At 69.1% G+C, this 25,015-nt stretch carries 21 protein-coding genes and 1 pseudogene; 11 read left to right on the forward strand and 11 right to left on the reverse strand.

All coding sequences use genetic code 11. The features are described 5' to 3' along the window. Positions 1-338: 338 nt before the first annotated feature. A complete protein-coding gene (locus ACIA5C_RS00405; protein ID WP_396049721.1) occupies positions 339-1,094 on the forward strand; it encodes a hypothetical protein in 756 nt (251 codons plus the stop codon). On the opposite strand, the gene ACIA5C_RS00410 is transcribed toward ACIA5C_RS00405, so the two are convergent. Further along, a complete protein-coding gene (locus tag ACIA5C_RS00410) occupies positions 1,017-1,832 on the reverse strand; it encodes an FAD-dependent monooxygenase (RefSeq protein WP_396049723.1) in 816 nt (271 codons plus the stop codon). The two genes, ACIA5C_RS00405 and ACIA5C_RS00410, sit on opposite strands and share 78 nt — an antisense overlap. A 351-nt stretch (positions 1,833-2,183) precedes the next feature. Between ACIA5C_RS00410 and ACIA5C_RS00415 the strand changes: the two genes are divergently transcribed. The 3 genes from ACIA5C_RS00415 to ACIA5C_RS00425 all read left to right on the forward strand — a co-directional run bounded on the left by ACIA5C_RS00415 (position 2,184) and on the right by ACIA5C_RS00425 (position 6,512). Further along, positions 2,184-3,725, forward strand: a complete 1,542-nt coding sequence (locus tag ACIA5C_RS00415) for a polysaccharide lyase family 1 protein (protein WP_396049724.1) — start codon at positions 2,184-2,186, stop codon at positions 3,723-3,725. A gap of 642 nt (positions 3,726-4,367) precedes the next feature. Beyond that, positions 4,368-5,573 (forward strand): cytochrome P450, encoded by a 1,206-nt coding sequence (locus tag ACIA5C_RS00420; RefSeq protein WP_396049726.1) that lies wholly within the window; start codon positions 4,368-4,370, stop codon positions 5,571-5,573. A 117-nt stretch (positions 5,574-5,690) separates the two neighbouring features. Then, a complete protein-coding gene (locus ACIA5C_RS00425; RefSeq protein ID WP_396049728.1) occupies positions 5,691-6,512 on the forward strand; it encodes a maleylpyruvate isomerase family mycothiol-dependent enzyme in 822 nt (273 codons plus the stop codon). A gap of 284 nt (positions 6,513-6,796) precedes the next feature. Here ACIA5C_RS00425 and ACIA5C_RS00430 read toward each other — a convergent pair whose 3' ends face one another. Further along, positions 6,797-7,867 carry a glycoside hydrolase family 43 protein gene (locus ACIA5C_RS00430; RefSeq protein ID WP_396049729.1) on the reverse strand — a complete coding sequence of 357 codons (1,071 nt, stop codon included), beginning with the start codon at positions 7,865-7,867 and terminating at the stop codon, positions 6,797-6,799. A 159-nt stretch (positions 7,868-8,026) separates the two neighbouring features. On the opposite strand from ACIA5C_RS00430, the gene ACIA5C_RS00435 reads away from it, so the two are divergent. Then, positions 8,027-9,571 carry a glycoside hydrolase family 76 protein gene (locus ACIA5C_RS00435; RefSeq protein ID WP_396049731.1) on the forward strand — a complete coding sequence of 515 codons (1,545 nt, stop codon included), beginning with the start codon at positions 8,027-8,029 and terminating at the stop codon, positions 9,569-9,571. Positions 9,572-9,586: 15 nt separating this feature from the next. Here the strand turns inward: ACIA5C_RS00435 and ACIA5C_RS00440 are convergent, their stop codons facing one another. From ACIA5C_RS00440 to ACIA5C_RS00455, 4 genes are all read right to left on the reverse strand, one after another. After that, positions 9,587-9,859: a hypothetical protein gene (locus tag ACIA5C_RS00440; RefSeq protein ID WP_396049733.1), complete on the reverse strand. Its 273-nt coding sequence runs from the start codon at positions 9,857-9,859 to the stop codon at positions 9,587-9,589. Between the two features lie 142 nt (positions 9,860-10,001). Further along, on the reverse strand, positions 10,002-10,619 hold the full coding sequence (locus tag ACIA5C_RS00445; RefSeq protein WP_396049734.1) for a hypothetical protein: 618 nt from the start codon (positions 10,617-10,619) through the stop codon (positions 10,002-10,004). A gap of 343 nt (positions 10,620-10,962) precedes the next feature. Then, positions 10,963-12,144: an MFS transporter gene (locus ACIA5C_RS00450; protein ID WP_396049736.1), complete on the reverse strand. Its 1,182-nt coding sequence runs from the start codon at positions 12,142-12,144 to the stop codon at positions 10,963-10,965. A gap of 30 nt (positions 12,145-12,174) precedes the next feature. Further along, positions 12,175-12,675 carry a MarR family winged helix-turn-helix transcriptional regulator gene (locus ACIA5C_RS00455; protein WP_396049738.1) on the reverse strand — a complete coding sequence of 167 codons (501 nt, stop codon included), beginning with the start codon at positions 12,673-12,675 and terminating at the stop codon, positions 12,175-12,177. 81 nt (positions 12,676-12,756) lie between these two features. Here ACIA5C_RS00455 and ACIA5C_RS00460 point away from each other — a divergent pair, with 81 nt between their 5' ends. Beyond that, complete coding sequence (locus ACIA5C_RS00460; RefSeq protein ID WP_396049740.1) at positions 12,757-13,047, forward strand: GNAT family N-acetyltransferase; 291 nt, start codon at positions 12,757-12,759, stop codon at positions 13,045-13,047. A gap of 30 nt (positions 13,048-13,077) precedes the next feature. Here ACIA5C_RS00460 and ACIA5C_RS00465 read toward each other — a convergent pair whose 3' ends face one another. The 4 genes from ACIA5C_RS00465 to ACIA5C_RS00480 form a co-directional block, all read right to left on the reverse strand. Then, on the reverse strand, positions 13,078-14,316 hold the full coding sequence (locus ACIA5C_RS00465; RefSeq protein ID WP_396049741.1) for a sulfite oxidase: 1,239 nt from the start codon (positions 14,314-14,316) through the stop codon (positions 13,078-13,080). Between the two features lie 198 nt (positions 14,317-14,514). Continuing rightward, complete coding sequence (locus ACIA5C_RS00470; protein WP_396049743.1) at positions 14,515-16,569, reverse strand: xanthine dehydrogenase family protein molybdopterin-binding subunit; 2,055 nt, start codon at positions 16,567-16,569, stop codon at positions 14,515-14,517. Next, a complete protein-coding gene (locus ACIA5C_RS00475) occupies positions 16,566-17,540 on the reverse strand; it encodes an FAD binding domain-containing protein (protein WP_396049744.1) in 975 nt (324 codons plus the stop codon). The genes ACIA5C_RS00470 and ACIA5C_RS00475 overlap by 4 nt, the downstream gene beginning before the upstream one ends. Continuing rightward, positions 17,537-18,031 carry a 2Fe-2S iron-sulfur cluster-binding protein gene (locus tag ACIA5C_RS00480; RefSeq protein ID WP_396049746.1) on the reverse strand — a complete coding sequence of 165 codons (495 nt, stop codon included), beginning with the start codon at positions 18,029-18,031 and terminating at the stop codon, positions 17,537-17,539. The genes ACIA5C_RS00475 and ACIA5C_RS00480 overlap by 4 nt, the downstream gene beginning before the upstream one ends. Before the next feature lie 117 nt (positions 18,032-18,148). On the opposite strand from ACIA5C_RS00480, the gene ACIA5C_RS00485 reads away from it, so the two are divergent. From ACIA5C_RS00485 to ACIA5C_RS00505, 5 genes and pseudogenes are all read left to right on the forward strand, one after another. Then, positions 18,149-19,549, forward strand: coding sequence for a serine hydrolase (locus ACIA5C_RS00485; RefSeq protein ID WP_396049748.1), 1,401 nt, complete (start codon positions 18,149-18,151; stop codon positions 19,547-19,549). A gap of 221 nt (positions 19,550-19,770) precedes the next feature. Further along, entirely contained in the window at positions 19,771-19,941 is a 171-nt protein-coding gene (locus tag ACIA5C_RS00490) for a hypothetical protein (protein WP_396049750.1), read from the forward strand. Between the two features lie 176 nt (positions 19,942-20,117). Then, positions 20,118-20,292: pseudogene (locus ACIA5C_RS00495) on the forward strand (IS701 family transposase); the annotation flags it as partial. A 244-nt stretch (positions 20,293-20,536) separates the two neighbouring features. Continuing rightward, complete coding sequence (locus tag ACIA5C_RS00500) at positions 20,537-21,220, forward strand: response regulator transcription factor (RefSeq protein ID WP_396051981.1); 684 nt, start codon at positions 20,537-20,539, stop codon at positions 21,218-21,220. Further along, entirely contained in the window at positions 21,217-22,653 is a 1,437-nt protein-coding gene (locus ACIA5C_RS00505; protein WP_396049752.1) for an ATP-binding protein, read from the forward strand. The genes ACIA5C_RS00500 and ACIA5C_RS00505 overlap by 4 nt, the downstream gene beginning before the upstream one ends. Positions 22,654-22,731: 78 nt before the next feature. Here ACIA5C_RS00505 and ACIA5C_RS00510 read toward each other — a convergent pair whose 3' ends face one another. Then, positions 22,732-24,882 carry an MMPL family transporter gene (locus ACIA5C_RS00510; RefSeq protein ID WP_396049754.1) on the reverse strand — a complete coding sequence of 717 codons (2,151 nt, stop codon included), beginning with the start codon at positions 24,880-24,882 and terminating at the stop codon, positions 22,732-22,734. Positions 24,883-25,015 lie beyond the last annotated feature (133 nt).

A 25,015-nucleotide genomic window follows, 5' to 3' on the forward strand; every position in this document is an offset into this window, starting at 1 on the left:
GTTCAAAGCAGCTTGATGCTGACTTGATATTGGTATAGATCGATGAGCGTGCCGGTTCGGAGCCCTGGCGAGCGATGGCACGAACGGAAATATCGGATACTTTCCGAAAGTTCTCGGTGCGGTTTGCCGCTCAGACGGGTGATGCCTGCGCAGGTCTGCGCCGCGGCGCGTCAGCAGCTCCCGGACCGCGTCGCGGAGCCCGTAGTTGCGCCGGGCCGCTGCCGTCCAGATAGGACATTGACCGCAGGACCGTGCCGGCGTGGCCGATGCTCGGTACCGTGACACGCCCGAAACGCCGCCAAAGCTGACTCGGGGTGGATTTTCTACCCATCGGGGCGGTGTTCCGCCGTGCGCCGCTCGAAGATCAGCAATACGGTCGAGAAGAGCGCAGGTTCGCGCCACCCGGCGCGGAGAAAGGAACCCCGGTGTCGATACTCGTGTTGCTGTTTGTCGGCGCGGTCCAGGTCAACCTGCTGCTGGCTGTGGTGCTGCTGGGCGTCGTCGCTCATCGCCAACACGAGCGTGCCGACATCCGGTCGGATCACGGCTGGGCCGTGCCCATCACCGACGAGGTGGACGTCGTGGCGGCCTATGCCCGAACGGCAACCGCGGCGGCCGAACAAGCCCTGGAGGAAGCCGACCGAGCAGAGCACGCGGCCGCACAGGCCGCCGCGGCACGCGACATCGCGGAGCAACGCCACCGGCTGGCACGGAAACACGCCGAGACGGCCGGCGAAGCTCATCAGCTGGTGCAGCGGGCCGCGCTGGACGCGTACCAGCGCGGGCAACTGTCGGTCGCTGAACTCAACCGGATCTGGCAGCAGACTCACGTCGTGGCCGGACCCACACCGCTCCCGGCCGCGATGCCACTCGGATGGGAGCTGCGAGTGCGCGAGGCTCGGCGGCGGTACGAGCAGGCCGTGGCCGAGGCGGCGCGGGCCGAGGAAGACGCACGTCTCAAGACCGCCACCGCCGCGACTCTGGCCGAGGAGGCGCAAGCCGCCAAGTCACTTCATTCAGCAGCGATGCGCTCGGCGAGCACGGGTCTGGTCGGCCTCCTCCGAGCCACCTGGGCCGACCCCGTCACCGGTTGACGCGGAATCCGCCGGCGGCCCTCGCCCAGGAGATTCAGTGCGGCCTCCCAGGAAGCCCCAGGTCTCAGCCGCCTTCCGCGGTACGGATTCCGGAGTCGGCGGCCCGCACCAGTGCAGCAGCGCCGCCTGCAGGCTCGCGCTGTCGGTCGGCGAGCCGTGCCACGCCGCGTACGCGTCCGGGCGTACGAGGGTGACCCGGCCGCCGGCCGGATCCGGACCGGTGAGGGTGACCCGCTGGGACCAGGGGCCGACGTCCATGGCCGGCGTGCCCAGCAGGGCGAACCGGCCGTCCCGCATGGTCTCGTAGAGACGGCCGCCGCCGGGCAGCGTGACGTCGGGCACCCGCTGCGCGCCGCCTCCGTAACCGATGCCGATCCCGGAGATCATCAGGGCACCCTTACGCCGGATCATCGGGATGCTGAGCGAGAGCCGCAATGCCGCCAGCCGCAGCGCGCGTTGCGTCGCCGAGCGGGCGATGCCCGTACGGACCAGCGCGCCCGACGACCGCACCGCCATCCGGCCGATCGGATGCCGCTCGCTCTCGTAGCCGTCCAGCAATGGGTCGTACCCCCGTACCGCCGCGGCCAGCTTCCAGCCGAGGTTGGTGGCGTCCTGAATTCCGGTGTTCATACCCTGGCTGCCGGCCGGCGAGTGGCAGTGCGCGGCGTCGCCGGCCAGGAAGACGCGACCCACCCGGTAGCGCGGCGCCTGCCGTTCGTCGCAATGGAAGCGGGACATCCAGCGCAGGACTCGGCTCGGGCCACATGCGGTCAACGCTCGGCCAATCCGCCGGCGCCGCAACCCCGCGCCGGTTGAGCCGGTCGACGGCCGGTGTCGGCTGCAACAAACCTGCATACGGTTAACCTTGCCGTCAGGAAAGCGCTTTCCTATAGTTATGCCAGTCGATATCGATGGAGTCTGGGCCCCGGCCATGGAGCCCCGCTCCAGCTCGCTGCTGCGACAGATGCGGCTACCGCACACCCCGACGCCGCGCACCCGCGAGCGTCGCCGCCGCATGCCTGCACGGACATTCGGCGTGGCCGCGGACCACAGCACTCGGCATGGCTAGGACGAAAGGGAGGACGAGCAATGAGACGAAAAGTCACACGGGGACTGCAAGCGGCATTGGCCACGTCGGCCGTCGGGGCCGCGATGGTGGTGGCGCTGCCGATGACCCAGGCGTCGGCGGCGACCGGCGGTGTCACCGGCTATGCCACCCAGAACGGCGGAACGACCGGCGGCGCCGGCGGGCAAACGGTACGGGCCACCACCGGCACCGCGATCCACGCCGCGTTGTGCGGCCGGGCCAGCAGCAGCACCCCGATCATCATCCAGGTCGAGGGCACCATCAACCACGGCAACACCACCAAGGTGTCCGGCAGCAGCTGTAACACCGCCGACGGCGTGATCGAACTCAAGCAGATCAGCAACGTAACGATCGTCGGGGTCGGTGGCGGGGCCGTGTTCGACCAGCTGGGCATCCACATCCGGGACTCCAGCAACATCATCGTCCAGAACGTGACCGTCAAGAACGTCAAGAAGTCCGGCTCACCCACCTCCAACGGTGGTGACGCCATCGGCATGGAGTCCGGCGTCCACAACGTCTGGATCGACCACAACACGCTGTTCGCCTCCGGCGGCGAGGACGAGGGCTACGACTCCCTCATCGATATGAAGGCCGGCACGAACTACGTGACCGTCTCCTACAACACGCTGCGCAACTCCGGCCGGGGCGGACTGATCGGCTCGTCGGACAGCGACCTCGCAAACGGCCCGGTGACGTTCCACCACAACCTGTACGAGAACATCGATTCCCGCACGCCGCTCCTGCGCGGCGCGACGGCGCACATCTACAACAACTACTACGTGGGCCTGACCAAGTCCGGTATCAACCCCAGGGCCGGCGGCAAGGCGAAGGTCGACAACAACTACTTCAAGAACTCCGTCGACGTCCTCGGCACGTTCTATACCGACCTGATGGGCTCCTGGCAGGTCAGCGGCAACATCTTCGACAACGTGACCTGGACCGCCGAAGGCACCGAGAACCACCCGGCCGGCCCCGATCCGACCTCCAACACCTCCATCAGCATTCCGTACGCCTACAGCCTCGACCCCGCCAGCTGCGTGCCCAGCGTGGTCACCGCGACGGCCGGCGCCGGCACCGGGCTGCAGGTGTCCAACGGCAGCTGCACCCCGACCTCGCCCACCGGCGGCCCGACCAGCCCGCCGCCGTCCTCGCCCGGCCCGACGCCCACCCAGAGCCAGCCCTCCGGGACGAACCTCAGCATCGGCGCCGGCGCCGACGGCTCCAGCAAGGCCAGCGGCACCAGCTACGGCAACGTCATCGACGGCAACGTGAGCACGTCCTGGTCGCCGAACGGCCCCACCGGTTCCATCTCCGTCAAATGGAGCTCAGCCCAGACCGTCGCCCGGATCAACATCCGCGAGGCGTCCGGCTCGTCCATCGGGTCCTGGCAGGTCCTCAACGGTGATACCGGGGCCGTGCTCAAGACCGGCAGCGGCGGGGGCGTCATCTCGTTCACCGCGACGTTACTGAAGAAGGTCACGTTCACCATCACCGGCTCGTCCGGCACTCCGAAGATCGCCGAGTTCGAGACCTACGCCGGCTGATCCGGCAATAACGCGCCGGGCGGGGGCCATCGAGGTGACGGCCCCCGCTGCGGCACCGCGCTGGCCCTGCTCGAAGAGCAAGTCGCCTCGCCCAGGGCTGACCGGCATCATCCGGTTGGGTGCCTCGGCGGGAGGCCTTTGCCGTCTGGTCCGGAGCAGAGGTCACAGTGAGCATGCCAGCTCCCTGCCCGCGATCACCGTGTGAATTACTCTTGCATTGGGCTCCGGACACAATCCTGGCGCACTCGTGCACCATCCGACGTAGGCGGGTTCAAGATCCTTGAACCCGCCTTTTGGGCATCTACCGCGGGTTCGCGCGCCGAACGCCTGCGCGCGCGCGTTCACCAGACCGTCCGCGCCGACCGGATACCACCAGGGCATTGAACACCCATTGAAGGCTCATTGGCTGCGAGCCGGCCGCACGGCCTAAAAATCTGCCCTTCGGTACAAATGCAGCAGGTGCACCAAGTGGATACGCGTACGGTGAGCCGATTATTCAATGGCTGGCTGTTGGCGCACCTATCCATGCCCGTCCGGTCACCGAGTTTGTGGAGACCTACGCCCAACCGGCACGATTCTTAAGTTGATTGTTTTGATCATTAGGCAGCTAGCAGAAATAGTTTGAAAGAAATGTGAGGAAAAATGACGCAGAACAGCAAGAGCGATCCGGCCCTCCCGTACCCCTTCGGCGGTGCGGATCGGCTGGAGGTGGACGACGCGTACGGAGGGCTACGTCAACAGGAGACGATGGCGAGAGTGCGCCTGCCGTTCGGGGAGGACGCTTGGCTCGCCACCCGGTACTCGGACGTCAAGGCGGTCCTCGGCGATCCGCGGTTCAGCCGCGCTGCCACGGTTGGACGTGACGAACCGCGAGTCACCCAGCAGCAGCTGGGTACCGGAATTCTTTCGATGGATCCGCCCGATCACACCCGCCTGCGTCGGCCCGTTGCCAAAGCCTTCACCGCCAGGCGGGCAGAGCTGCTACGCCCCGCGACGGCGGCGACGGCCAACGAACTCATCGATCACATGGTGTCGATCGGTCCACCGATAGACCTGGTTGAACACTTCGCGGCCCCGCTGCCGGTGCGAGTGATCTGCGGTCTGCTCGGCGTTCCGGTGGGCGACCAAGATTTGTTCCGGAGGTGGTCGGAGGCCTTCGTCTCATCGACGTCACTCAGTCCGGAGAAGATCCGGGAATACATCGGTGAACTGTACACCTACATTTCCGGCCTGATCGCGCAGCGACGCGTCACGCCGTCCGACGATCTGATCACCGCGATGGTGCAGGCGCGCGATGATCGTGAGGAATTCACCGAGCAGGAGATGGTGGAACTGGCGGCCGGCCTCCTCGCAGCGGGCCACGAGACCACGGTCCTGCAGATTTCCAACTTCATGTATGTGTTGATGCGGCACCCGGCCGAAATGGAGCGGTTGAAAAGCGATCTGTCGCTGATACCGTCGGCGATCGAAGAACTTCTCCGATTCGTGCCATTGTTCGCTTCGTCCACGTTCGCGCGCTACGCCACCGAGGACGTGCGGCTCGGCGGTACCCTCGTCCGTGCCGGCGATCCGGTCGTCCCCTCATTGACCTCGGCCAACCGGGATCCTTCGGTGTTCACCGACCCGGATCGCCTGGATGTGACGCGCGCTCAAAATCCGCATCTCGGCTTCGGTCACGGCTCCCACCACTGCATCGGCGCGCGGCTCGCCCGCATGGAATTGCAGGTAGCGGTCGAGACGCTGCTCACCCGTCTGCCGAACCTGCGGCTCGCCGTCAGCGATGACCAGCATCTGTGGAAAGAAGGCCTGATATTACGCGGTATGGAAACCATGCCGTTGACCTGGTGATCGGAACGAAAAGATCGGGAGGGACGATCGCATGGCCAGTCAAGAGCAGGCGTGGAGCGTAGTTCGCAAATCTGAAGGTGGAGACTTGTCCGCTGTCGACGAAAGGGAGAGTTGACAATGGCGATGTTCCCGGAGTCGGTGTCCGAGCGTACGGGCCTCGCCGGCGGCCCGGAAGGTCTTCGGCAGGCCATGGGGTTGTTGCGGCGTCGCCTCATCGCGTTGCTTGCACACCTACCCGAGCAGGAATGGGAACATGCTTCCCGATGCGTCGGGTGGTCCATCCACGACGTCGCCCGACACGTACGGGACGTCGCCCTCATACATACATCGCGGCTTGCCGGTCGTCGCCGGCCGTTCGGGGACGAGCCGTTCGACCCGCGTTCGTCTCCGTCGCGCTGGCTCCAACACACCGCCGGTGAGCCCGCCTCCCAGACAATGGATGATCTTGGACGGCTTGCCCGGGAAGAGGACGATCTTTTTGGCAGCCGAATCGAGGAGCCACCGGACCGGTTGTGGACCAGTCCCCTCGGCCGAAAGGTGCATTGGTCCGTCTTCTCGCTTCACCTGTACTGGGATGCCTGGCTGCACGAGGCGGACATCGCCGTGGCCCTCGGCATACCGATACACCGCACCGACCTCGATCTGCAGATGGCAATTCTCTACGCGCTGTTGTCGGCGGCAGCGCCAACGGCGCGGACCGGTGAATACCTCGATGCCTCGATCGCCCTGATCGACAGCCCGTCAGACTGCTACCTGATATCGCACGTCGGGGACGACGTCACGATCAACGCCCGGCCGGGCAGTCCCGGGTCGCTGCAGGCTGACGCGAGCGAGCTGATCGACAGCCTGGCCGGACGGGGCCGGGACCTCGCAGACATTCTCGCCGGTCCCCGTGACGTGGTGAAGCAGCTCGGCTTGCTCCGGGCGCTCGGCACCTGATCGAGGGTACGTTTCGGTGCCACGCTATTCGTCCATGATTGAGTAGCGCTCTTCTCGGCTACCTACCGGTTCAGCAGACCCGACGGGAAGACCTCGCTGGCGTAAAGAAGCTCAGCCGGCGTGTATCGGTGAGCGGCAACGATGTTGGTGTGGGGCGTCGAACGCACGGTGCCGCTGGCCACCGGCAGCGTCACGGTCGGAGAGCTGCGGATCGTCCAGGCATAGCCGTCCGGACCGCTTCGTCACGCTGGACGAACTGCTCGGCGTGCCGGCACACCAGCCCACTACTCAAAGAACTTTAGGCTGTATCCGACGTCGGCGGTATTGCCGGGGACATCGGCACGCCGGTAGGTGGTCTTGCTCCACCAGACGGCCGAGCCGGTGTACCAGTACCGAGCCGACCATGAATACGGCGTGCCCTTCGCGACCGCGTGATACATCGTCGGGAATCGGTTCCCGGCGGGCGGACTCTGGCCGATGTCCCCGTTGGTCAGCACGAAGCTGTTGCTGCCGGGGCCGTCGACATACAGCGTCGGGTCCCAGCCCGCCATCATGTCGGGCGGGTACGAGCCGAACAGGCACCCGTTGCTCTTGTACCAGTCCCACACGTACGTCGGGTCACCGCCTGCCCGCAGGCGCAGGTCGGCCAGGCAGTATTTGTCGCTCCAGCTGCCATTGGCGGAGTAGACGACGTGCAGCTGTCCGCTGGGGTCGAGCATCGCGGTCGGCGCCTCGTTGATGTACGGGTTGCCGACGACCCGCTCCCACGACTCGCGCGGCTGCGAGATGACGAAGCGGCTGCCGGTGGTCGTTTCCGCACCGGTCATCCGCGCGATGTAGAGGTTCTGTTCGACGTTGGTGTCGCCGGCCCACCCGGACCATACGAACCAGCGTTGGCCCTGGAACGTGAACGGCATCCCGTCGATCGCCCATTTGTCGTTCGGCAGGGCCACCTTCGTGGCGGCTGTGTAGCCGGTGTCCGGGCTGGCCGAGCTGATGTGGTACATCCGGTGGGCCGCGCCGGCGCCGGCCGAGAAGTAGATGTCGTATCGGCCCGCGTTGTAGACGATCTCGGGTGCCCATACCTCGCCGAGGCCGCCGCTGTCCTTCCACACCTGATGCTTGGTCGCGGTGGCGATGCCGTCCAGAGTCGGCGCGGTGCGGATCGCGATGCCGCCGTCGACCGACTTCGCCGCGACATACTGGCCGCCGGCCTGGATGACGCTGGGGTCGGCGCCGCCCAGGGTGGTGCGGCCGGCGAGAGTGACGGCACCGGCGGTTTGTGCGCCGGGCAACGCCAGCGCGGACAACAGGGCGAAGGTGGCGACGCCGGCCGGCAAGCGGGGACGGGACATGTTCACGAGCGTCGCCCGTGCATAGAGATTGTTCAATGTTATTGCCCCGACGGGCAGCCAATGCCGCGCAGCAGCGCAACGCCCTTGACAAATTAACAAGTACCGATGTTTTCTCGTGACAACGCTGTCAGTCATCCCCGCTGAACAGAGGACATCCCCGTGCACACACTCACGGCTGCCGCCGTCGCCCTGGTGATCAGCGCGGCCCTGCCGGCCCCCGCGGCACACGCGGCTCCCCCGCCCGCGACCCCGTCGCCGTCCGCGACCACAAGAACTTCGACGTCAGGCGGAACGAAATCGCCGCCCCACAGCCCGGCCGCCCCGGCCGGCTCTTCCTCGGCCGCGTTGAGCGCGGTCATCTGCAACAAATACTGCGACGGCCGCGATGCGGCATCGGCCCCGGCCGACCGCGTGGCGGTGACCAGCACCCTGTACGGGCGCACGTTCAAGCTCCACCTGAACGACACCGACGCCATGGCGTGGGCCTCGGTCGAGGGCGGTCAGGCCACCGACGAGGTGTGGCTCGACCGCTCGTTCGACGGCGGCCAGACCTGGTCGGATGGCAGCAAGCTGGGCGACACCACGATTGCCGGCGGCAGCACCAGCCGGCTCACGACCCAGTACAACGTCGACGACTGGAACAACAACGGCGTCGGCGCGCTGCGCGCCTGCGGCAAGGCCCACGACCACGCCGAGATCAGCTGCACGTCCTGGGCCCGAAGCACGTGGAACGCCTGGGATCGGCGCACTGCCGCGGCGACCGCGCTGATGATGCGCTTCGACCGGAACACCGGATTGTTCGACTCCACCGGCTGGTGGACCGGGGCCAACGCGCTCACCGCGGTCGTCGACAACATCAAACGCAGCGGCATGGCCAGCTACAAATACGCGATCGCGAGCACCTACGACAAGAACATCAACGCCATGGGCGGGCAGTTTCGCGACAGCTGGCTCGACGACACCGGTTGGTGGGGTCTCGCGTGGGTGGACGCCTACGACGTGACCGGCGACAGCCGGTACCTGAGCACCGCCCGCACGGACGCCGACTACATGTACAGCTACTGGGACAGCACCTGCGGCGGCGGCGTCTGGTGGAGCACCGCCCGGACAAGCAAGAACGCCATCGAGAACAGCCTGTACATCCAGCTCAACGCCGAACTGAGCCAGCGCATCGCCGGGGACACGGCATACCGGAGCCGGGCCCAGCAGGCGTGGACGTGGTTCCAGGGCACCGGCATGGTCAACGGCTCGAACCTGGTCAACGACGGCATCAACCTGAGCACCTGCAAGAACAACGGAGACGTCACCTGGACCTACAACCAGGGCGTGCTGATCGACGGCCTGGTGCAGTTGAACAAGCTGACCGGCGACGCGAACGCGCTGACCGTCGCCCGCCGCATCGGCGACGCGATGACAACCAGCGGCTACCTCTCGCCGAACGGAATCCTGCGGGAGCCGAACGAGCCGGACTCCTGCAACAACGACGGCGCCTCGTTCAAGGGCGCGGCGATCCGCGGCCTCGGCGCTCTCAACACCGCAGTCGGCGGCGCCTACAACGCCTACCTGACCCGCAACGCCGACAGCGCCTACAACAACGACCGCACCAGCCTCGGCACCTATGGTCCGCACTGGGCCGGCCCGTTCACCCAGACCAACCACGAGTGCCAGCACAGCGCCCTCGATCTGCTGAACGCCGCGCCGTAACCGTCTATGCGGCCGTCAGACCGGGAAGATGCTGGTGCGGGTGAACTCGACCGCGCCGAGGCGGGCGTAGAACCGCTGGGCCGCGTCGTTGCCCGCGACCACCATGATCCAGCCCAGCTCGGCCGACCATGCCTCGTACTGCCTGCGCCGCCCCGCCCAGCTCGCTTCCGGCCCCACCGGAGGGGCCTGCCGCCCGATCTCCGGGTTGACCTCGTAGTGGTGCCGCACCAGCGACTCCCACACTGCGGCAACCTCGTCCAGGTCGGTCGCCGGCCGGACGAGCGTCATCGTTCCTCCACAACCATTGAGCGCCACAGCACCAGGCTTGCCGCGAGCAGGACCGTGGCGGTGACACCGGGCAGGACGGCACCGCCGACCCTTCCGGCGGCCAGGTGAGCCCCGTCGGCCGCACCGATACCGACCCCGGCGCTCACAAGGTGTTGGCCAGACCGTACAGCACGGGCGACCGGCGCCCGCTGATCCGCCCGACCGCGCTGAACTCCTCCGCGCCGAGACCGGCGATGGGCAGGCCGCTCACCGCGGCCGCGGCCAGTACGGTCACCGGGTTCGGAGCGGCGGCCAGCAACCATAGGCCCGCAGCCCAGAACGCGGCCAACACCGGGTACCGCTGGGCGAGGCCGATCCGCCGCTGCAGCCGCGGGTAAAGCAGTCCGCCGACGACGGAGCCGAGGGCGGCGGCGCCGATGACCGTCCCCGGTGTCGCCACGGAGCCGTGTCCGGAGCCGAAGCGGGCCGCAGCCGCGACGTTGTAGACGCCGCTGACCATGGAGGTCCCGGTGATCAGGGCGAAGACGGCGACGAGCCGGCCGGTGGCAGGCCTGCGCGCCGGCACGGTGGACCGCGCCGCATCCGCACCCGCAGCCACCGGACGCGAGTGCCGGCCCCACATCGCACCGGCGCCGCCGATTACCGCGGCCGCGGCCAGGATCGGTGCGGCGGCCGGCCATCGCGAACCGACGACGAACCCGACGACCGGTGGAGCCGCGACCAAGCAGGGCTGGTTCAGTACCGATTCGACCGACTGCATCCGTCCCGTGTCCTCTGTGGACGAGCTGCGATTCAGAGGGAACGCATCACGGCCGCAGTCGGCGGCGCCGACGCTGCGGCAAGGACGACACCGGCGAACAGCAACGCGCGGTGGGAGCGCGGTGTAGAGCAGTGCGACCGAGCTCCAGAGACAGAATCCCAGCCGGCCGACGATCGAGGCGATCTCGGCCGTGAGGAGTCCGGGCTCCGCGAGCACCGTCCGCAGTGGACGGACGTTCGTCGGGGCGCTCAATTCTCAAGACCCATGATCGTCTATTGTGGAGGCGCTCAGCGAAATCCGGAGAGACGAAGTTCATGCCGGTCATCGAGGGCGCCTCGCGTGGCTACCGTGTGCGGCGCAGGCTTGGGTGGGCCAGGGCGAGCAGACCCGCGGTTGCGCAGAGCGCCGCACTGATCGCCAGTATGAGTTGTGGTGCCGTGTACTGGATGGCCACCGCGCCTACCGCAGCGCCGGTCGGCGCGGCGGTGCCGAGCAGGGCGCGTTGCAGCCCGAAGACGGCGCCGTGGCGCGACGGCGGCGTCCAGCGCTGCATCGCGCCGGCCTCGACCGTGGTGTACGGGCCCCAGACAACACCACCGAGCAGGAACAGTACGGTGGCGCCGGGAACCGTGCCGACAACCGCGACGGGCAGCATCACCAGGCCCCAGACGGTCGCGCCGAGCGCGTTGACCAGGCCTGGACGCCGCCGGGCCAGCATCGGGGCAGCCGCGAGACCGGCCACCGCGCCCAGGCCGAAAGCCGCCCACACCAGGCTGTACACACTGGGGCTGGCGTGCAGCCGATCGCGGACGAAGGCGGGCATGGCCGTCTCGAAGGGGCCGTAGGCCAGGTAGTACGCCGTGGACAGCAGGATCAGCGCGGTCACTCGGCGAGGGAGGCGCGGCCGGGGGCGAGCGTCCCGGGTGGGATCGACTGACGTGGCCTTGTCTGCTACTGCGGTGGGCGCGGCCGTGGGTAGGCGGCCTGCCAGCGCGGCAGCGACCAGCAGCATGACGGCGGGCACGGCGACACTGACCACCGGCCCGAGCCAGGCCAATGCCGGCCCGACCAGCGCACCGCCGGCGAGCAGCGGGAGTTGTTCGCCGAGACCTACGACGGTGTTGGCGCGCCCGAGTTGTTCGCGACGCACCATGCGCGGGACCGACCAGCGGATTGCGGCGTACGTCGCCGGGCTCACCGCCGCCGAGAGCCTACCGGCGACGAGGACGACAGGCAGCGGCAGGCCGCCCGTGATCAGGCCCGCGCCCAGCAGGAACAGGAGCGACACACCGCGGACGGTCAGGTCCAGGCGAGCGACGAGCCGGGCCCCCCAGAGGTCGACCGCTCGGCCGACGAGCCGGCCGAAGAACAGCGCCGGCACCCGCAGAACGAGGACGACCAGGGCGGTCTTGATGCCGCTCCACCCCTGGTCCGGCGATCCACAGCACCAGGAGCAGTAGGGCGTTGTCAGCGGTATTGGCGAGAAGCCCGACCCCGGCCACCTGCCATACCCCAGCTGGTGCACGCGTCGGCGACCCGGCCACCGCGCTGATCGTCATGAAGGCACCGGCGCCACGCTGCGGTCCACCGGGCAGTCGGTGCTGCAAGCGGGCCAGGTGCAGGCCCGGCAGGTCGCGTCGGCCTCGACGCGAAGCCGCGGCCGGGCCAGCAGCGCGTGCGTCATGCCCTGCACCATCGAGGCGCGGACCTGCTCGGGCAGAACGTCCAGGACCGAGGCGATGGCCTGGTCCCGGGCCTGCGACCACTGGCCGAGCAGGGTCGATCCGGCGGCGGTCAGACGTAGCGGTACCACGCGTCCCGACGATCGGCCACGCTCGAGAAGCCCTCGCCCGGCGAGTCGGTCGATGAGCCGCACCGTACCGGACTGGGTGAGCTCGATCCTGGCCCGCAACCAGTCCTGCGAGCAGTCCTCATACGCGGCGACCAGCGTCAAGGCCGCCAGGTCGCGCTGCTCCAGCTCGAGGCGTCGCATCTCCTCGCGGAGCCGATCCTGGACCATGAACACCCACGCGACTACAACATTGCTCGTATGCATGAGTCATGCATACCAAAAATTGCCCAGCCACTCCATTCGAGCGAACAGTTACGGTGCGCCATTGACTTCACACCCGATCAAGTGCCGGATTTCCCGCGATGCGGATGCCCGACCAGGTCCACCGATTACTCCCCCGCCTGTTACCGGGCTACCCACCACACGATCAGCGCGGTCTGCACCGACCGGGCGTATCGAGGCCGCGGCCTGGCCGCCCGGCTGGTCCGGGCGGTCGCGGCGGGCATCCGGGCCCGCGGTGAGACACCGTTCCTGCATACCGGCGCCGCCAACTCGACGGCGATCCGGCTCTACCGCTCGATCGGCTTCGAGCTGCGCCGCCACACCCTGTTCGGGCAGTACCGGTTGTTGGCCTGACGCGGCGCCACCCATGCGTTGGCGGCTGAGTCACGCCGCGACTGCCGTGACCGGGTGACGAACCACCGCGTCGAACAGGTAGCCGAGCGTGTTGTAGCGGGCGTTGTCGGGCTGCGTGTTGCCATGCACGTCGGTTGCCCGGGCCAGCAGCTGGTGCTCCCCCTCGGTAGGTTGCCAGTCAAGTTCCCAGCGCTGCCACGCGCCGGCCGGGCTGGCACTGACGAAACGGGCACGGCGCCAGCGCTGACCACCGTCGGTGCTGACATCGACATGACGAATGGGACCGCCGGCCGACCACGATCGGCCGCTCAGCCGTACGGTTCGTCCGGCCTCGACGGTGGCGCCGAAATCCAGTTCGAAGGCGCTCTTGATGACCTGCCGGTCGAACGGCTGCCCGTCGATCGGGTAGCCGGGTCCGAAGAGCCGGTAGAACTGCGTGTTCCAGGGCGAGAACAGCGGCTGGTCGGAGACCTCGATCCGCCCGACCCATTTGATGGAGGACACGCCGATCCAGTGCGGGACGATCAGACGTACGGGGTGGCCGTGGTCGGGCAGCAGCGGTTCCCCGTTCATCTCGTAGGCCAGAAGGACGTCGTGCAGCGCTTTGCCGACCGGCATCGGCCGACGGACCGGACCGAGGTCGACGCCGCCGGTCACATAGTTGGGGTCCAGGCCGGAGGGCATGACGTCGACGGCGCGGCCCGACAGGCCGGCGCGGTGCAGGACGGTGGAAAGGCGTACGCCGCGCCAGCGGGCGACGCCGACCGCGCCGAGCCGCCAGGCGGTGCCGGTAACGGCCTGGCCCTGCTGGGTGGTGAAGAAGCTGCGCCCGTTGCCCGCACACTCGACCGCCGCGATCGCCGTCTCGTGCGGCAGCCGGCGCAGATCGGCCAGGCTGAACTCGGCCGGCCCGCCACGCAGCCCGGTACCGTCGACGGTCAGCCGCCACGTTCCGGCGTCGATGATCGGCGTGCTGGTGTGGTCGCGGACGAAGAACCGGTCGACCGGCACCAGATATCCCTGATCGCGCATGGCCGGCCAGCGCATCTCCGCGTTCGAGCCGAAAACGGTGAACAGATCGGGCGGCAGCGGCTTGACGATCGGCCCGGCAGCATCGGCCGATGCTGCTTGCGGGCCGAGCGCGGCGCCGCCGGCGGCCGCCGCGGCCAGAGCCAGGAAGGTACGCCGGGAGAAGCCCTGTGCCGTTCCGGCCTGCCATTGCCGAAGCCGGAGCCGGTCGTACGTCGCCTCGTCAACATGCTCGGTCATCTATGGAGCCTATCGATGCGATAGGGTTTGGGGAAGCGGTATCGCCAGAGTGCTACTCATGGTCAGCCGGTCCGTAGCGCAACGATGACCGGGGGTGCTGCCGCGCTCGTGTTCGGCGTGGGCTTACTGATCCACACCGCCGGGACGCTCGCCTCGCCAGTCGGCGTCTGGGCGCGTTGCCCTCAGAGAAGGATGGCCTCAGGATGCCAGCAGCTTGTCGAGCCGGACCGGCAGGTCACGGACGCGGATGCCGGTGGCGTGCCAGACGGCGTTGACGATCGCGGCCGGGGAGCCGACGATGCCGATCTCGCCGATGCCTTTACTGCCCATGGGGTTGATCTTTTCGTCCTGCTCGTCGAGCCACTCGGCGTCGATCGACTCGACGTCGGCATGGGCCGGGATGTGGTACTCGGCGAGGTCGTGATTGACCCACTGACCCATGTCGGGATCGAGGACACCCTCCTCGTGCAGGGCCATGCCCATCCCCATGATCATGCCGCCCAGGAACTGGCTGCGGGCGGTGCGCGGATTCAGGATGCGGCCGGCCGCGTACATGCCGAACAGCCGGGACACCCGGACCTCGCCGGTGACGGCGTCGACGCGTACCTCCGCGAAGTGCGCGCCGAAGGCGTGCCGGCCGTCCTTCTCCTGCTGATTGACCTGCTCGGTGCTGTCGAAAACCGCCTCGGCGCGGCCCGAGTCACGCAGCTCGCGGCAGGCGCCGGTCACCGCCCAGCCCCACGAGGCGCTTCCGGAGGAACCACCGGCGACCGACGCCTTCGGCAACGTGCTGTCACCTATGCGTATCCGCACCCGTTCGACCGGTACGCCCAGCGCGTCCGCCGCGATCTGGGCCAGAATCGTGCGCGCGCCCGTGCCGATGTCGGCCGCCGCGATCGACACCTCGAAGGAGCCGTCGCCCAGATCCCGGGCCCGCGCGGCCGACGGCTGGGCCATGGTCGGATAGATAGCTCCGGCCACGCCGGTGCCGATCCACCAGTCACCCTCCCGGCGCTGCCGCGGGCGCGGATCCCGGCCGGCCCAGCCGAATCGTTCGGCGCCTTCGCGCAGGCATTGCACGAAGTGCCGGCTGGTGAACGGCGTGCCGCTCTCCGGCTCGACCGGCGGCTCGTTACGGATGCGCAGCTCGATCGGGTCGAGGTCCAGTTTCTCGGCGAGCTCGTCGATCGCGCACTCCAGCCCGACCATGCCCGGCGCCTCGCCGGGGGCGCGCATCCATCGCGGCGTCGGCATGTCAAGGCGGACCAGACGGTGCCCGGTCCGGCGGTTGGCGGCGGCGTACATGTGCCGGGTCGCGACCGTGGTCTGCTCGGCGAACTCGTACAGCCGGCTGGTCTGCTCGATCGCCACGTGGTCGATGGCGTTGAGTACGCCGTCCGGTCCGGCGCCGAGCCGGATCCGCTGGATCGTCGGCGTGCGGTAGCCGACCAGGCTGAACATCGCCTGCCGAGGCAGCACCACCTTGACCGGGCGGCCGACGACCTTCGCCGCCAACGCCGCCAGCACGGCGTTGGGCCGGGCCGAGCCCTTGGAGCCGAAGCCGCCGCCGACGTGCTCGGTCACCACGTGCACGCGTTCCGGCGGCAGGCCGAAGACGGTGCCCACGGCCGCCGCGATTCCGGACGGATGCTGGTTGGAGTCGAACAGCACGAGGTCATCGCCGTCCCAGCGTGCGATGGTGGCGTGGGGCTCCATCGCGTTGTTGTGCAGCGCCGGCGTGCGGTAGGTGACATCGACCGTGAACGGCGCGTCGCGCAGCGCGGCCTCGATGTCCCCCTGCGACGTGTCGGCCGGGAAGGCCGGGTTCACCTTCTCCGGCGTATAGAGCCCGGGATGGTCGGCCCGCAGCACCGTGTCGTGCTCCTCGGCCGCGATGTCCAACTGCACCACCTGGGCCGCGCGGCGAGCCTCCTCCAGCGTGGCCGCGACGACCAGGGCGACGGGCTGCCCGCGATAGCTGATCCGGTCGGACTGGAGCACGTCCAGTTCGGGATCGTCGGCCGGTTCCAGCCGCGGGGCGTTGCCGTGCCAGAGCACGGCGAGGGCATCCGCGGCCGGGTCGGCCAGCACGGCGTTGAGCCGTCCGCGGGGCACCGGCGAGTGGACGATCCAGCCGTACGCCACGTCCTCCTGCCGATATTCGGCGGCGTACCGGGCGGCGCCGGTGACCTTCTCCGGCCCTTCCAGGCGCGCCAACGCCGCGCCCACCGCGCCGGGCACCGTCGCTGTCATCGGACCTCCTCCGCCAGCCGCGTCAGAACCGCGGCGGTCAGGTTGCGCAGCAGCGGGATCTTGTACGCGTTGTCCCGTAACGGCCGGGCCGCGGCGAGTTCCGCGTCCGCGGCGTCCATAAACGACTGATGGACCGCGGGTCGTCCACGCAGCGCCTCCTCGGCGGCGAAGGCGCGCCACGGCTTGGGCGCGACCGCACCGAAAGCCAGGCGAACGTCGCGGACCAGCCCGTCCTCGACGTCGAGCGCGGCGGCCACTGAGCCGACGGCGAAGGCGTAGGAGGCCCGGTCGCGGGCCTTGCGATACGCCGACCGGGCCGCGAACGGCAACGCGGGCAGGTCCACCGCGGTGATCAGCTCTCCATGCTCCAGCACGGTGTCGCGCTCCGGGTGATCGCCGGGAAGCCGATGCAGCTCGGTCACCGGGATGGTTCGTTCGCCGGCCACCCCGTCGACCCGCACCACCGCCCCGAGCGCCGCGAGCGCGACCGCCATGTCCGACGGGTGGGTGGCGACGCACTCCGGCGAACCGCCGAGAACGGCCAGATTGCGGTGATCACCCGTCTGAGCGGGACAACCAGAGCCCGGCGCATGCTTGTTGCACGGCATGGAAGGTTCCATGAAATAGCGGCAGCGGGTGCGCTGGAGAAGGTTACCCCCCGTGGTCGCCATGTTGCGCAGCTGGCCGGATGCGCCCGCCAGCAGGGCCTGACTCAGAACGGGATAGCAATCACGGACGCGCAAATCGGCCGCCAGGTCGCTGTTCCGCACGGCTGCGCCGATCCGGAGACCACCGCCGGGCAACTCCGTCACGTCGCCCAGTGGCAGCTTGGTGACGTCGACCAGCACATCCGGAGTGGCCACACCCAACTTCATCAGGTCGACCAGGTTGGTGCCACCGGCCAGGAAAACCGCGTCCGGCGCCAGGCCGTCCGACGATGTCCCGGCCGTACGGTAGGAGAAGGTCTTCACTGGCCGGCCGCCTGCCGGATCGCCGGAATCATGTTGGGATAGGCCCCGCATCGGCACAGATTGCCGCTCATCCGCTCCCGGATCTCGGCATCGCTGAGCAGGTCGGCCTCACCGCCGGCCGGGGTGACCGCGCTCGGCCGGCCCTGCCGCAGCTCGTCGAGCATGCCGACCGCCGAACAGATCTGTCCCGGCGTGCAGTACCCGCATTGGAAACCGTCGTGGTCGAGGAAACCCCGTTGCACCGGGTGCAGGTCATCCGCCGAGCCGAGCCCCTCGATGGTCGTCACCTGCGCGTCCTGCTGCGCGATCGCCAGGATCAGGCAGCTGTTGACCCGGCGCCCGTCGAGCAGGACCGTACAGGCACCGCACTGCCCGTGATCACAGCCCTTCTTGGCGCCGGTCAGATCGAGGTGCTCGCGTAACGCGTCCAGCAGGGTGGTCCGCGGGTCCAGAGCGAGATCGTGCTCGACCCCGTTGACGGAAAGGCGCATCACCTGGGCGTACCCCGCAGGAGGCCGGTGAAACGGTGTCCTGCGCTCCCCGGCAACTTGATCGGGCTCGATAGGTTCACCAGGATCTGACGTCTACAAGAGAGCGGAGCCGAATCAGTGCGGAAGATCCGTTTGATTTCCCTCACCGCGGTAGCGGTGGTGACGGCCGGGGTGGCCATGGCCGCGACCACTGCGCAGGCGAGCACGGTTCAGGCGAGCACGGCACGGCGCCCGGCACTCGCCGACTTCCTGCGGCAGACCATGGACGGACTGAAGTTCCAGGAGGTGCTCGACCTCGCGCCCCGCACCGCGTCCGCCCTCACCGTCCGGACGGTCGACAAGGACGCCGTCGCCGGACGTTCCACGGTGGCCGCCGCCGCGCAGCCCATCTCGCAACAGCCGCAGATCAACGCGACCGTGCTGGAGCTGGACAACGCCGGCCGGGTCACCGGCTCGGCCCTGGTGCTGATGAGCCCGCAGTACCCGCACGGCCAGATCGTGCCGCTCGACAGCGACCTGCACACCAGCGACGTGCGGTGGCGCCAGTGGGACGACGCCGGGTGGTACACCAACCACGCCCAGGGCACGATCGACGTGGTGGCCGGCCGCGAGAACGCCGCCTACGACTTCATGCTGCCGTACCCGGCGTCGACCCTGAAGCTGATGGTCAACTTCGGGGTGCTGCGCCTGGTCGACCAGGGCGTGATCTCACTCGACGACACCTACCAGTACCAGCCCACGGCGATCAGCTCGCTCTGCGGCGACGCCGGCAGCAACACGATCCGCGGGTACATCGACGCGTCGCTCACCCAGTCGTCGAACGCCGCCAGCTGCGCTCTGATCAAGATGCTCTGGGACCACGGCGCGATCGACGGGCTGAACCAGCAGTTCCAGGCTCTCGGCCTGGAAACCCTGCAGCTCAAGGGCACCAACCCGGTCAACGGCGGCCACTGGGCCAACGACATCACGATGAGTTCGCTGGACGCCGCCAAGCTGCTGACCATCGTCAACGGCGGCGCCGGCACGCTGTGGACCGCCCCGGACGGCACCGCCGTCACCCGGAACGTGCTCAGCGCCGCGTCGCGCGCGCTGTTCATGTCCGAGCTCGGCCAGCAGGGCTGGAACTGGATGCTGTCCACCACCAACTTCTGTGGCGCGGCATATCCCGCCGTGGGCATTCCGCAGCTGACCGCCGGCCGCTGGATCGGCCCGGACGGCACCATGAACGTCGCCGGCAACCAGTTCGGCCAGGACGTACGCCCGTGCAACGCGGACGCCGAGGTCACCTTCGCCCACAAGCCGGGCTGGGTGAACAACACCGGAGCCGACGTCGGCGTCGTCCGCAACCGTCCCGGCTTCGCCAAGCGGCACTACGTCATCTCGGTGATCTCGAACCTGGGCGACCAGTACCAGGACCCGGGCCGCCCGGCCACGCCCGCCGGCACCACCCCGGTGGAGTACACCCAGAAGTTCGCCCAACTGGGCGCCGCCGTCGACCGCTACGAGGCCTGCGAATAGCAAATCGCCGGGGTCCGGCCTCCGCCGAGGCCGGGCCGCCCTTGTTGCCGGCCGCCGCCTCCGGTACTCGGACCCCGGTGTTTGCGGCGTCGGTCAGACGGGCGTTCGGTGGGTAGACGTGGCCGTCGCGTGTCGGCGGGGGCCGCGGTGCCTGAAGTGGCCGGCGGCCTTTGCCGGTGTGCCGAGGAGCGTTCGAACGCTTCGTGACCGATGATGGGGTCATGTCGTTGCCGGGCCTGAACCCTGACGAGTATCCGCCGATCGATCCCGGCGAGTCCGCGCCGGACGATGCCGGCGAGTTGTTGCCGGATACGCCGGATGAGCTGCCGGACGCCCCGGTCGAGCCGCTGCCGGATGACGGCGAGGAGGGTGGCGTACGGGAACCGGCGTAGCGCGGGCGAGGCGTCCGGATTTGCCGCCGATAAAGCGCGCCGGCTGCCGGGAGTGTTACGTTGCGTGGCCGTCGGTCGGCCTCGGTGAGTCCACGCTCATAGCCGAGAATAGTACGCGCGATTGATGCGGCCGAAGCGCCTGGGTTTGCTACGGATGATCTGTCGTCAACGAGGCACGCTTCGCCCGGCCGGAAAGCCGGCGCCGGGTCCGGGACTTCGCGGCCGGGCTGCTGGCGCCGCTGCCGGTCAAGAACTGCTGGACGATCGCGAAGCATGCCGGCGATGACGGTCCTGGTGGCATGCAGGATTTGATCGCCCCGGGCCAGCTGGGACGACGCCTTGGTCCGTGCCAGACGGCGGCACCAAGCCGCCGCCAAGACCAGCCACTACGCCGACAAGCACCCACAGAACCCTAAACGGATCTCCTGCTGGAGTATTGGGCGACGGACCGGGAAGGTCCGGTGCCAAGCTTTAGGCATGTAAGAGCACGGCCCGCGGGCACCGCAGCGGCGACGGCTCTAATACTGGCCTCAGGTTGCTCGGGGAGGATGAGCGGCAAAAGCATCGGCTGGAGGGGTGGGCGGGCGTGCGGATCATGATCGCGGATGACGAGGCGGCCATCCGTGAGTCGCTGGAGCGGGTGCTCCAGGTCGAGGGTTACGACACCAGCACCGTCGCCAACGGTCTCGCCGTGCTCGACGGGGTCGGTGGGGCCGGCGGTGACACGCTGGATCTGCTGATCCTCGACGTGATGATGCCCCGCCTCGGTGGGCTGGAGACCTGCCGGCGGTTACGGGCGGCGGGCAGGGATCTGCCGGTGCTGATGCTGACCGCCCGGGATCAGGTCTCCGACCGGGTCGCCGGGTTGGACGCGGGTGCCGACGACTATCTGCCCAAGCCGTTCGCCACCGAGGAGTTGCTGGCCCGGGTGCGGGCCCTGCTGCGCCGGCGCACGCCGGCCGACGGGGAGTCGCAGCTCCTGTCGTTCGCCGACGTCCGGCTCGATCCCGACCGGTTCGAGGCGTGGCGGGGCGGGCGGCCGCTTCGCCTGACCCGGACCGAGTTCTCTCTCCTGGAGGTCCTCATGCGCAACGCGACCCGGCTCTTGACCCGCGACGCGCTGTTCGAGGCGATCTGGGGCTTCGACATGAGCGCCACCGCCAACAACCTCCAGGTATACGTGAGTTACCTGCGCCGCAAGATGGAGGCTGAGGGTGAGCCGCGATTGATCTACACGTTGCGCGGGCTGGGATACACGTTGCGGGAGACTCCTCCGTGAGCAGGCACACCCGCTGGGGACCGCGCCGGCTGACCCGGTGGTGGCGCCGGCGGTCCCTGCGGACCAGGCTGACGGTGATCGCGGCGACGGCCATCGGGGTCAGCGTGTTCGCGGCTTTCCAGGTGGCCATCGAGCTAGTGGGCGGGCAGCTGCGGGCCACCGCGGAGAATCAGCTACGCGCCGACTCCCGCGTCCCGGCGGCGGACGCGGAGCGCGCCGGTCTTGCGAGGGTCCAGCTACCGCCGTATCCCGGTTCCGGTCGGCTGGTGCGGATCATCCTGCCCGACGGCTCGATCCGGACGCCGGCCGGCCAACCGGCGCTGCCCCCGGTCAGCGAGCACGCCGGGCGCGTGGCGCAGGGCGCGTCGGCCGACCTGATGGAGTCGAACGACGACGGCTACCTCATCTACACGCTGCGGGCGGGTGACGGCGCGGTTCAGGTGGCCGGCGTCGCCGACAGCCCGAGCAACCAGCTCGGATTCGGCATGCTGCTGATCGGGCTGCTCTGTGTGGCCGGCGGCGCCGTGGTCGGGCGGAGCGTGGCGCGGACCGGACTGGCACCGATCGACCGGCTGACCGCCGCCGCGGTACGTGTCGCGCATACCCGGGATCTCGACGCCTACATCCCGGATGAGGGCGGTGGGGAGATCCGGCGGCTGATCCAGTCGATCAACGACATGCTCGCCGCGCTCCGGGAGTCCCGGCTGGCCCAGCGGCTGCTCGCCGAGGACGCCGCCCACGAGCTCAAGACCCCGCTCACTAGCCTGCGCCTCAATGTCGAGCTGCTGATCCGGCTCGATCGGCGCGGCACCCTGGACAGCGCACTGCCGCCGGAGAGCCGGACGCGGCTGCTCAACGATCTCGGCGCCCAGGTGGCCGAGTTGAGCACCCTTGCTGCCGAGCTGACCGACCTGGCGCGCGGTGACGTCAGCGACGAGAGCACCGAGCTGTTCGACCTCGCCGACGTGGTGCAGGCCGCCGTGGCCCGGGCGCGTTCCCGCATGCCCGACATCGAGGTCGCGCTCGACGTGACCTCCGTTTGGGTGAGCGGGCGTCCCGCTGCGCTCCAGCGGGCGGTGCTCAACCTCATCGACAACGCCGGCAAGTGGTCCCCCGCGGGCCAGCCGGTCCAGGTCGGGCTCCGTGCCGAGGGTGAGTCGGCGTTTCTCGAGGTCGACGACGCCGGGCCGGGCATCGACGCCGCCGACGTACCGCGGGTGTTCGACCGGTTCTACCGTGCCGACAGCGCCCGGGCGCTGCCGGGTTCCGGTCTGGGGCTGTCGATCGTGCAGCGGGTCGTCGATGCCCACGGCGGCCGGGCCACCGTTGCCCGCTCCGCACGCGGTGGCGCGCTGCTTCGCGTCGTCCTTCCGGCCGCGTCCCCGCCCGCCCCGATCGCGCGGCTCACCGACGGGGACAGCGCGGTGCGCTGACCCGACCCGGCGGCGGGAGCCCATGAAGGATCCGGGACGGGCTGGATCCCGTCCCGGATCTCGTCCGTGCCGCCGCGCTCACCGTTGCAGCGCGGGCTCCTCGTCCTCGGCGAGCGACTGGTGCCTGGTCGGCGGCTCCGCCGCCGGCCGGGACAGCCGGCTCGGCCACCAGATCCGCCGGCCGATCACCAGGGTGAGGGCGGGCACCAGGACCGACCGCACCAGCAGGGCGTCGAGCAGCACGCCGAAGGCGACCAGGAACCCGACCTCGATCAGCATCACCAGCGGAAGTGTGGCGAGGACCGCGAACGTGGCCGCCAGGACCAGCCCTGCCGAGGTGATGACGCCACCGGTGGCCGAGAGGGCTTTGAGCATGCCCCCTCGGGTGCCGAGACGCACGGCCTCCTCCCGGGCCCGGCTGGACAGGAAGATGTTGTAGTCGACGCCGAGCGCCACCAGGAACATGAATGCCAGCAGCGGCACGGAAGAGTCGACGCCCTTGAACCCGAGGATCGTGTCGAAGACGAACACGCTGCCGCCGAAGGCTGCGGCGAATGAGACGATCACGGTGGCCATCAGGGCCAGCGGGGCCACAATCGCGCGCAGCAGCAGCCCGAGCACGATCAGGACGACGGCGAGCACCAGCGGGATCACCAGTTTCTCGTCGCGGCGGGTGGTCACTTCGGTGTCGAGGTTCTCCGCACTCGGCCCGCCGACGATTGCCTCCGCCCCGCTCACTGCGTGCACAGCGGTGCGCACCCGCTTGATCGTGTCGTACTCCGCGACGGTGTCCGGCGCGTCCGTCGGGAACACGGAGATGTTGGCCCAGCCACCGCTGGTCTGCTCCGGGACGGCCATGGCCACACCGCGAGTGCCCTTGACGATGTCGAGCACCGGCTTCTGTTGCGCCGGCCGCGTGAGGATCGTCATCGGCTGGCCGCCGAGCTCCGGGAAGTGCTGGCGGAGAACGGTGAAGCCGGTGACCGACTCCGGTGCGGACGGGAACTGGTCCTGCTCGCGCAGGGCGCCGGTGTTGCCCGCCAGCCCGATGGCGAGCACGCCGAGGATCCCGAGCGAGCCGAGAGTCGCCACCCACCGGCGGCGGCTGATGGCGGCGCCGAGCCGCCCCCACACCCCCGGCTTCTCCGCCACGGCCGTGCTGAACCGCGGGATGGCTGGCCAGAAGATCCACCGGCCGAGCACCACGAGCACCGCCGGGAACAACGTCAGCATGGCCACCAGCGCGCACAGAATGCCGGCCGCACCGATCGGGCCCAACCCGCTGGTGCTGTTCAGGTCGGCGGCGAGCAGGCAGAGCAGGCCGGCGACCACGGTGGCCGCGGACGCGACGATGGCCGGCGCCGCGCCGCGTAGCGCGTGGACCATCGCGACCCGGACGTTCTCGTGGTGGTGCAGTGCCTCCCGGTACCGGGAGATGAGCAACAGCGCGTAGTCCGTCCCGACGCCGAATACCAGGATCGTCAACAGCGCCGAGTTCTGGTCGTTGACGACGATCCCGAAGCCCTTGACGAGCAGGTAGACCGTCGCCATCGCGGTCAGTGCGGCCGCGCCCACGGCCACCAGCGGGATGAACCACAGCACCGGGCTGCGGTAGGTGAGGATGAGCAGGAGCGTGACGACGATGACGGTGGTGAGGAAGACCTGCAGGTCGATGCCGTCGAAGATGGCGTTCATGTCGCCGTCGACCGCGGCCGGGCCGGTCACGTCGAGTTCCAGGCCGGCAGGGCGGTCCTTCGCGGCGTCACGCAACGGGCCGACGAGGGTCTCCGCTGCGCCGTAGGTCGCGCTCACCTGGAGGGTGAACATCATCGCCTTGCCGTCGGTGGAGGGTCTCGTCGCTGGGCCCTCGTCCTTGCCGCCGGCCGCCGCCGTCACCTGCGGCGGGTACCGCTTGGCAAGGGTCTTGTACTGGCGCTCGACCGTCGCGCGGTCGGCGTCGGTCATGCCCCCGTCGCGGTGGTACACGAAGACGAACGTGTTGTCCTCGCCGCCGGGGAGACTGTCCTCCAGTACCGCGACCTTGGTGGACTCGGCGCTGGCCGGCAGGGTGTTTGCCGCACTGTCGGTGGTGACCGAACTCAACTTTCCGCTCAGCGGCACCATGACCGCCGCCAGCACCACCCACAACCCGATCACCAACCACGGCACCCACCGGCTTGCCAACCGACCGGGCGGCGTCTCCCCGGACGGCGCTTCGTTGACTGCCATTCGCTAGCCTCCTACATACGCGTACATCGCTTGTCTGACGCCGAATTCGTACCGAGCGAATCTGAGACGACCGTTAATGCGGCGCTCAGCCCGGGTGGCCGAACCAGGTGTTCTGCAGCAGACGCGCTTCAGA

The organism is Actinoplanes sp. NPDC051343, assembly GCF_044455125.1.
GTDB lineage: Bacteria > Actinomycetota > Actinomycetes > Mycobacteriales > Micromonosporaceae > Actinoplanes.

What these genes read in the sequence shown, in the direction of transcription:
- ACIA5C_RS00425 (WP_396049728.1), top strand. Translation starts at nt 5,691, where the DNA reads ATGGCGATGTTCCCGGAGTCGGTGTCCGAGCGTACGGGCCTCGCCGGC.
- ACIA5C_RS00470 (WP_396049743.1), bottom strand. Translation starts at nt 16,569, where the DNA reads ATGACAGCGACGGTGCCCGGCGCGGTGGGCGCGGCGTTGGCGCGCCTG.
- ACIA5C_RS00490 (WP_396049750.1), top strand. Translation starts at nt 19,771, where the DNA reads ATGTCGTTGCCGGGCCTGAACCCTGACGAGTATCCGCCGATCGATCCC.
- ACIA5C_RS00440 (WP_396049733.1), bottom strand. Translation starts at nt 9,859, where the DNA reads ATGACGCTCGTCCGGCCGGCGACCGACCTGGACGAGGTTGCCGCAGTG.
- ACIA5C_RS00510 (WP_396049754.1), bottom strand. Translation starts at nt 24,882, where the DNA reads ATGGCAGTCAACGAAGCGCCGTCCGGGGAGACGCCGCCCGGTCGGTTG.
- ACIA5C_RS00420 (WP_396049726.1), top strand. Translation starts at nt 4,368, where the DNA reads ATGACGCAGAACAGCAAGAGCGATCCGGCCCTCCCGTACCCCTTCGGC.
- ACIA5C_RS00500 (WP_396051981.1), top strand. Translation starts at nt 20,537, where the DNA reads ATGATCGCGGATGACGAGGCGGCCATCCGTGAGTCGCTGGAGCGGGTG.
- ACIA5C_RS00455 (WP_396049738.1), bottom strand. Translation starts at nt 12,675, where the DNA reads ATGCATACGAGCAATGTTGTAGTCGCGTGGGTGTTCATGGTCCAGGAT.
- ACIA5C_RS00415 (WP_396049724.1), top strand. Translation starts at nt 2,184, where the DNA reads ATGAGACGAAAAGTCACACGGGGACTGCAAGCGGCATTGGCCACGTCG.
- ACIA5C_RS00465 (WP_396049741.1), bottom strand. Translation starts at nt 14,316, where the DNA reads ATGACCGAGCATGTTGACGAGGCGACGTACGACCGGCTCCGGCTTCGG.
- ACIA5C_RS00410 (WP_396049723.1), bottom strand. Translation starts at nt 1,832, where the DNA reads ATGTCCCGCTTCCATTGCGACGAACGGCAGGCGCCGCGCTACCGGGTG.
- ACIA5C_RS00445 (WP_396049734.1), bottom strand. Translation starts at nt 10,619, where the DNA reads ATGCAGTCGGTCGAATCGGTACTGAACCAGCCCTGCTTGGTCGCGGCT.
- ACIA5C_RS00430 (WP_396049729.1), bottom strand. Translation starts at nt 7,867, where the DNA reads ATGTCCCGTCCCCGCTTGCCGGCCGGCGTCGCCACCTTCGCCCTGTTG.
- ACIA5C_RS00480 (WP_396049746.1), bottom strand. Translation starts at nt 18,031, where the DNA reads ATGCGCCTTTCCGTCAACGGGGTCGAGCACGATCTCGCTCTGGACCCG.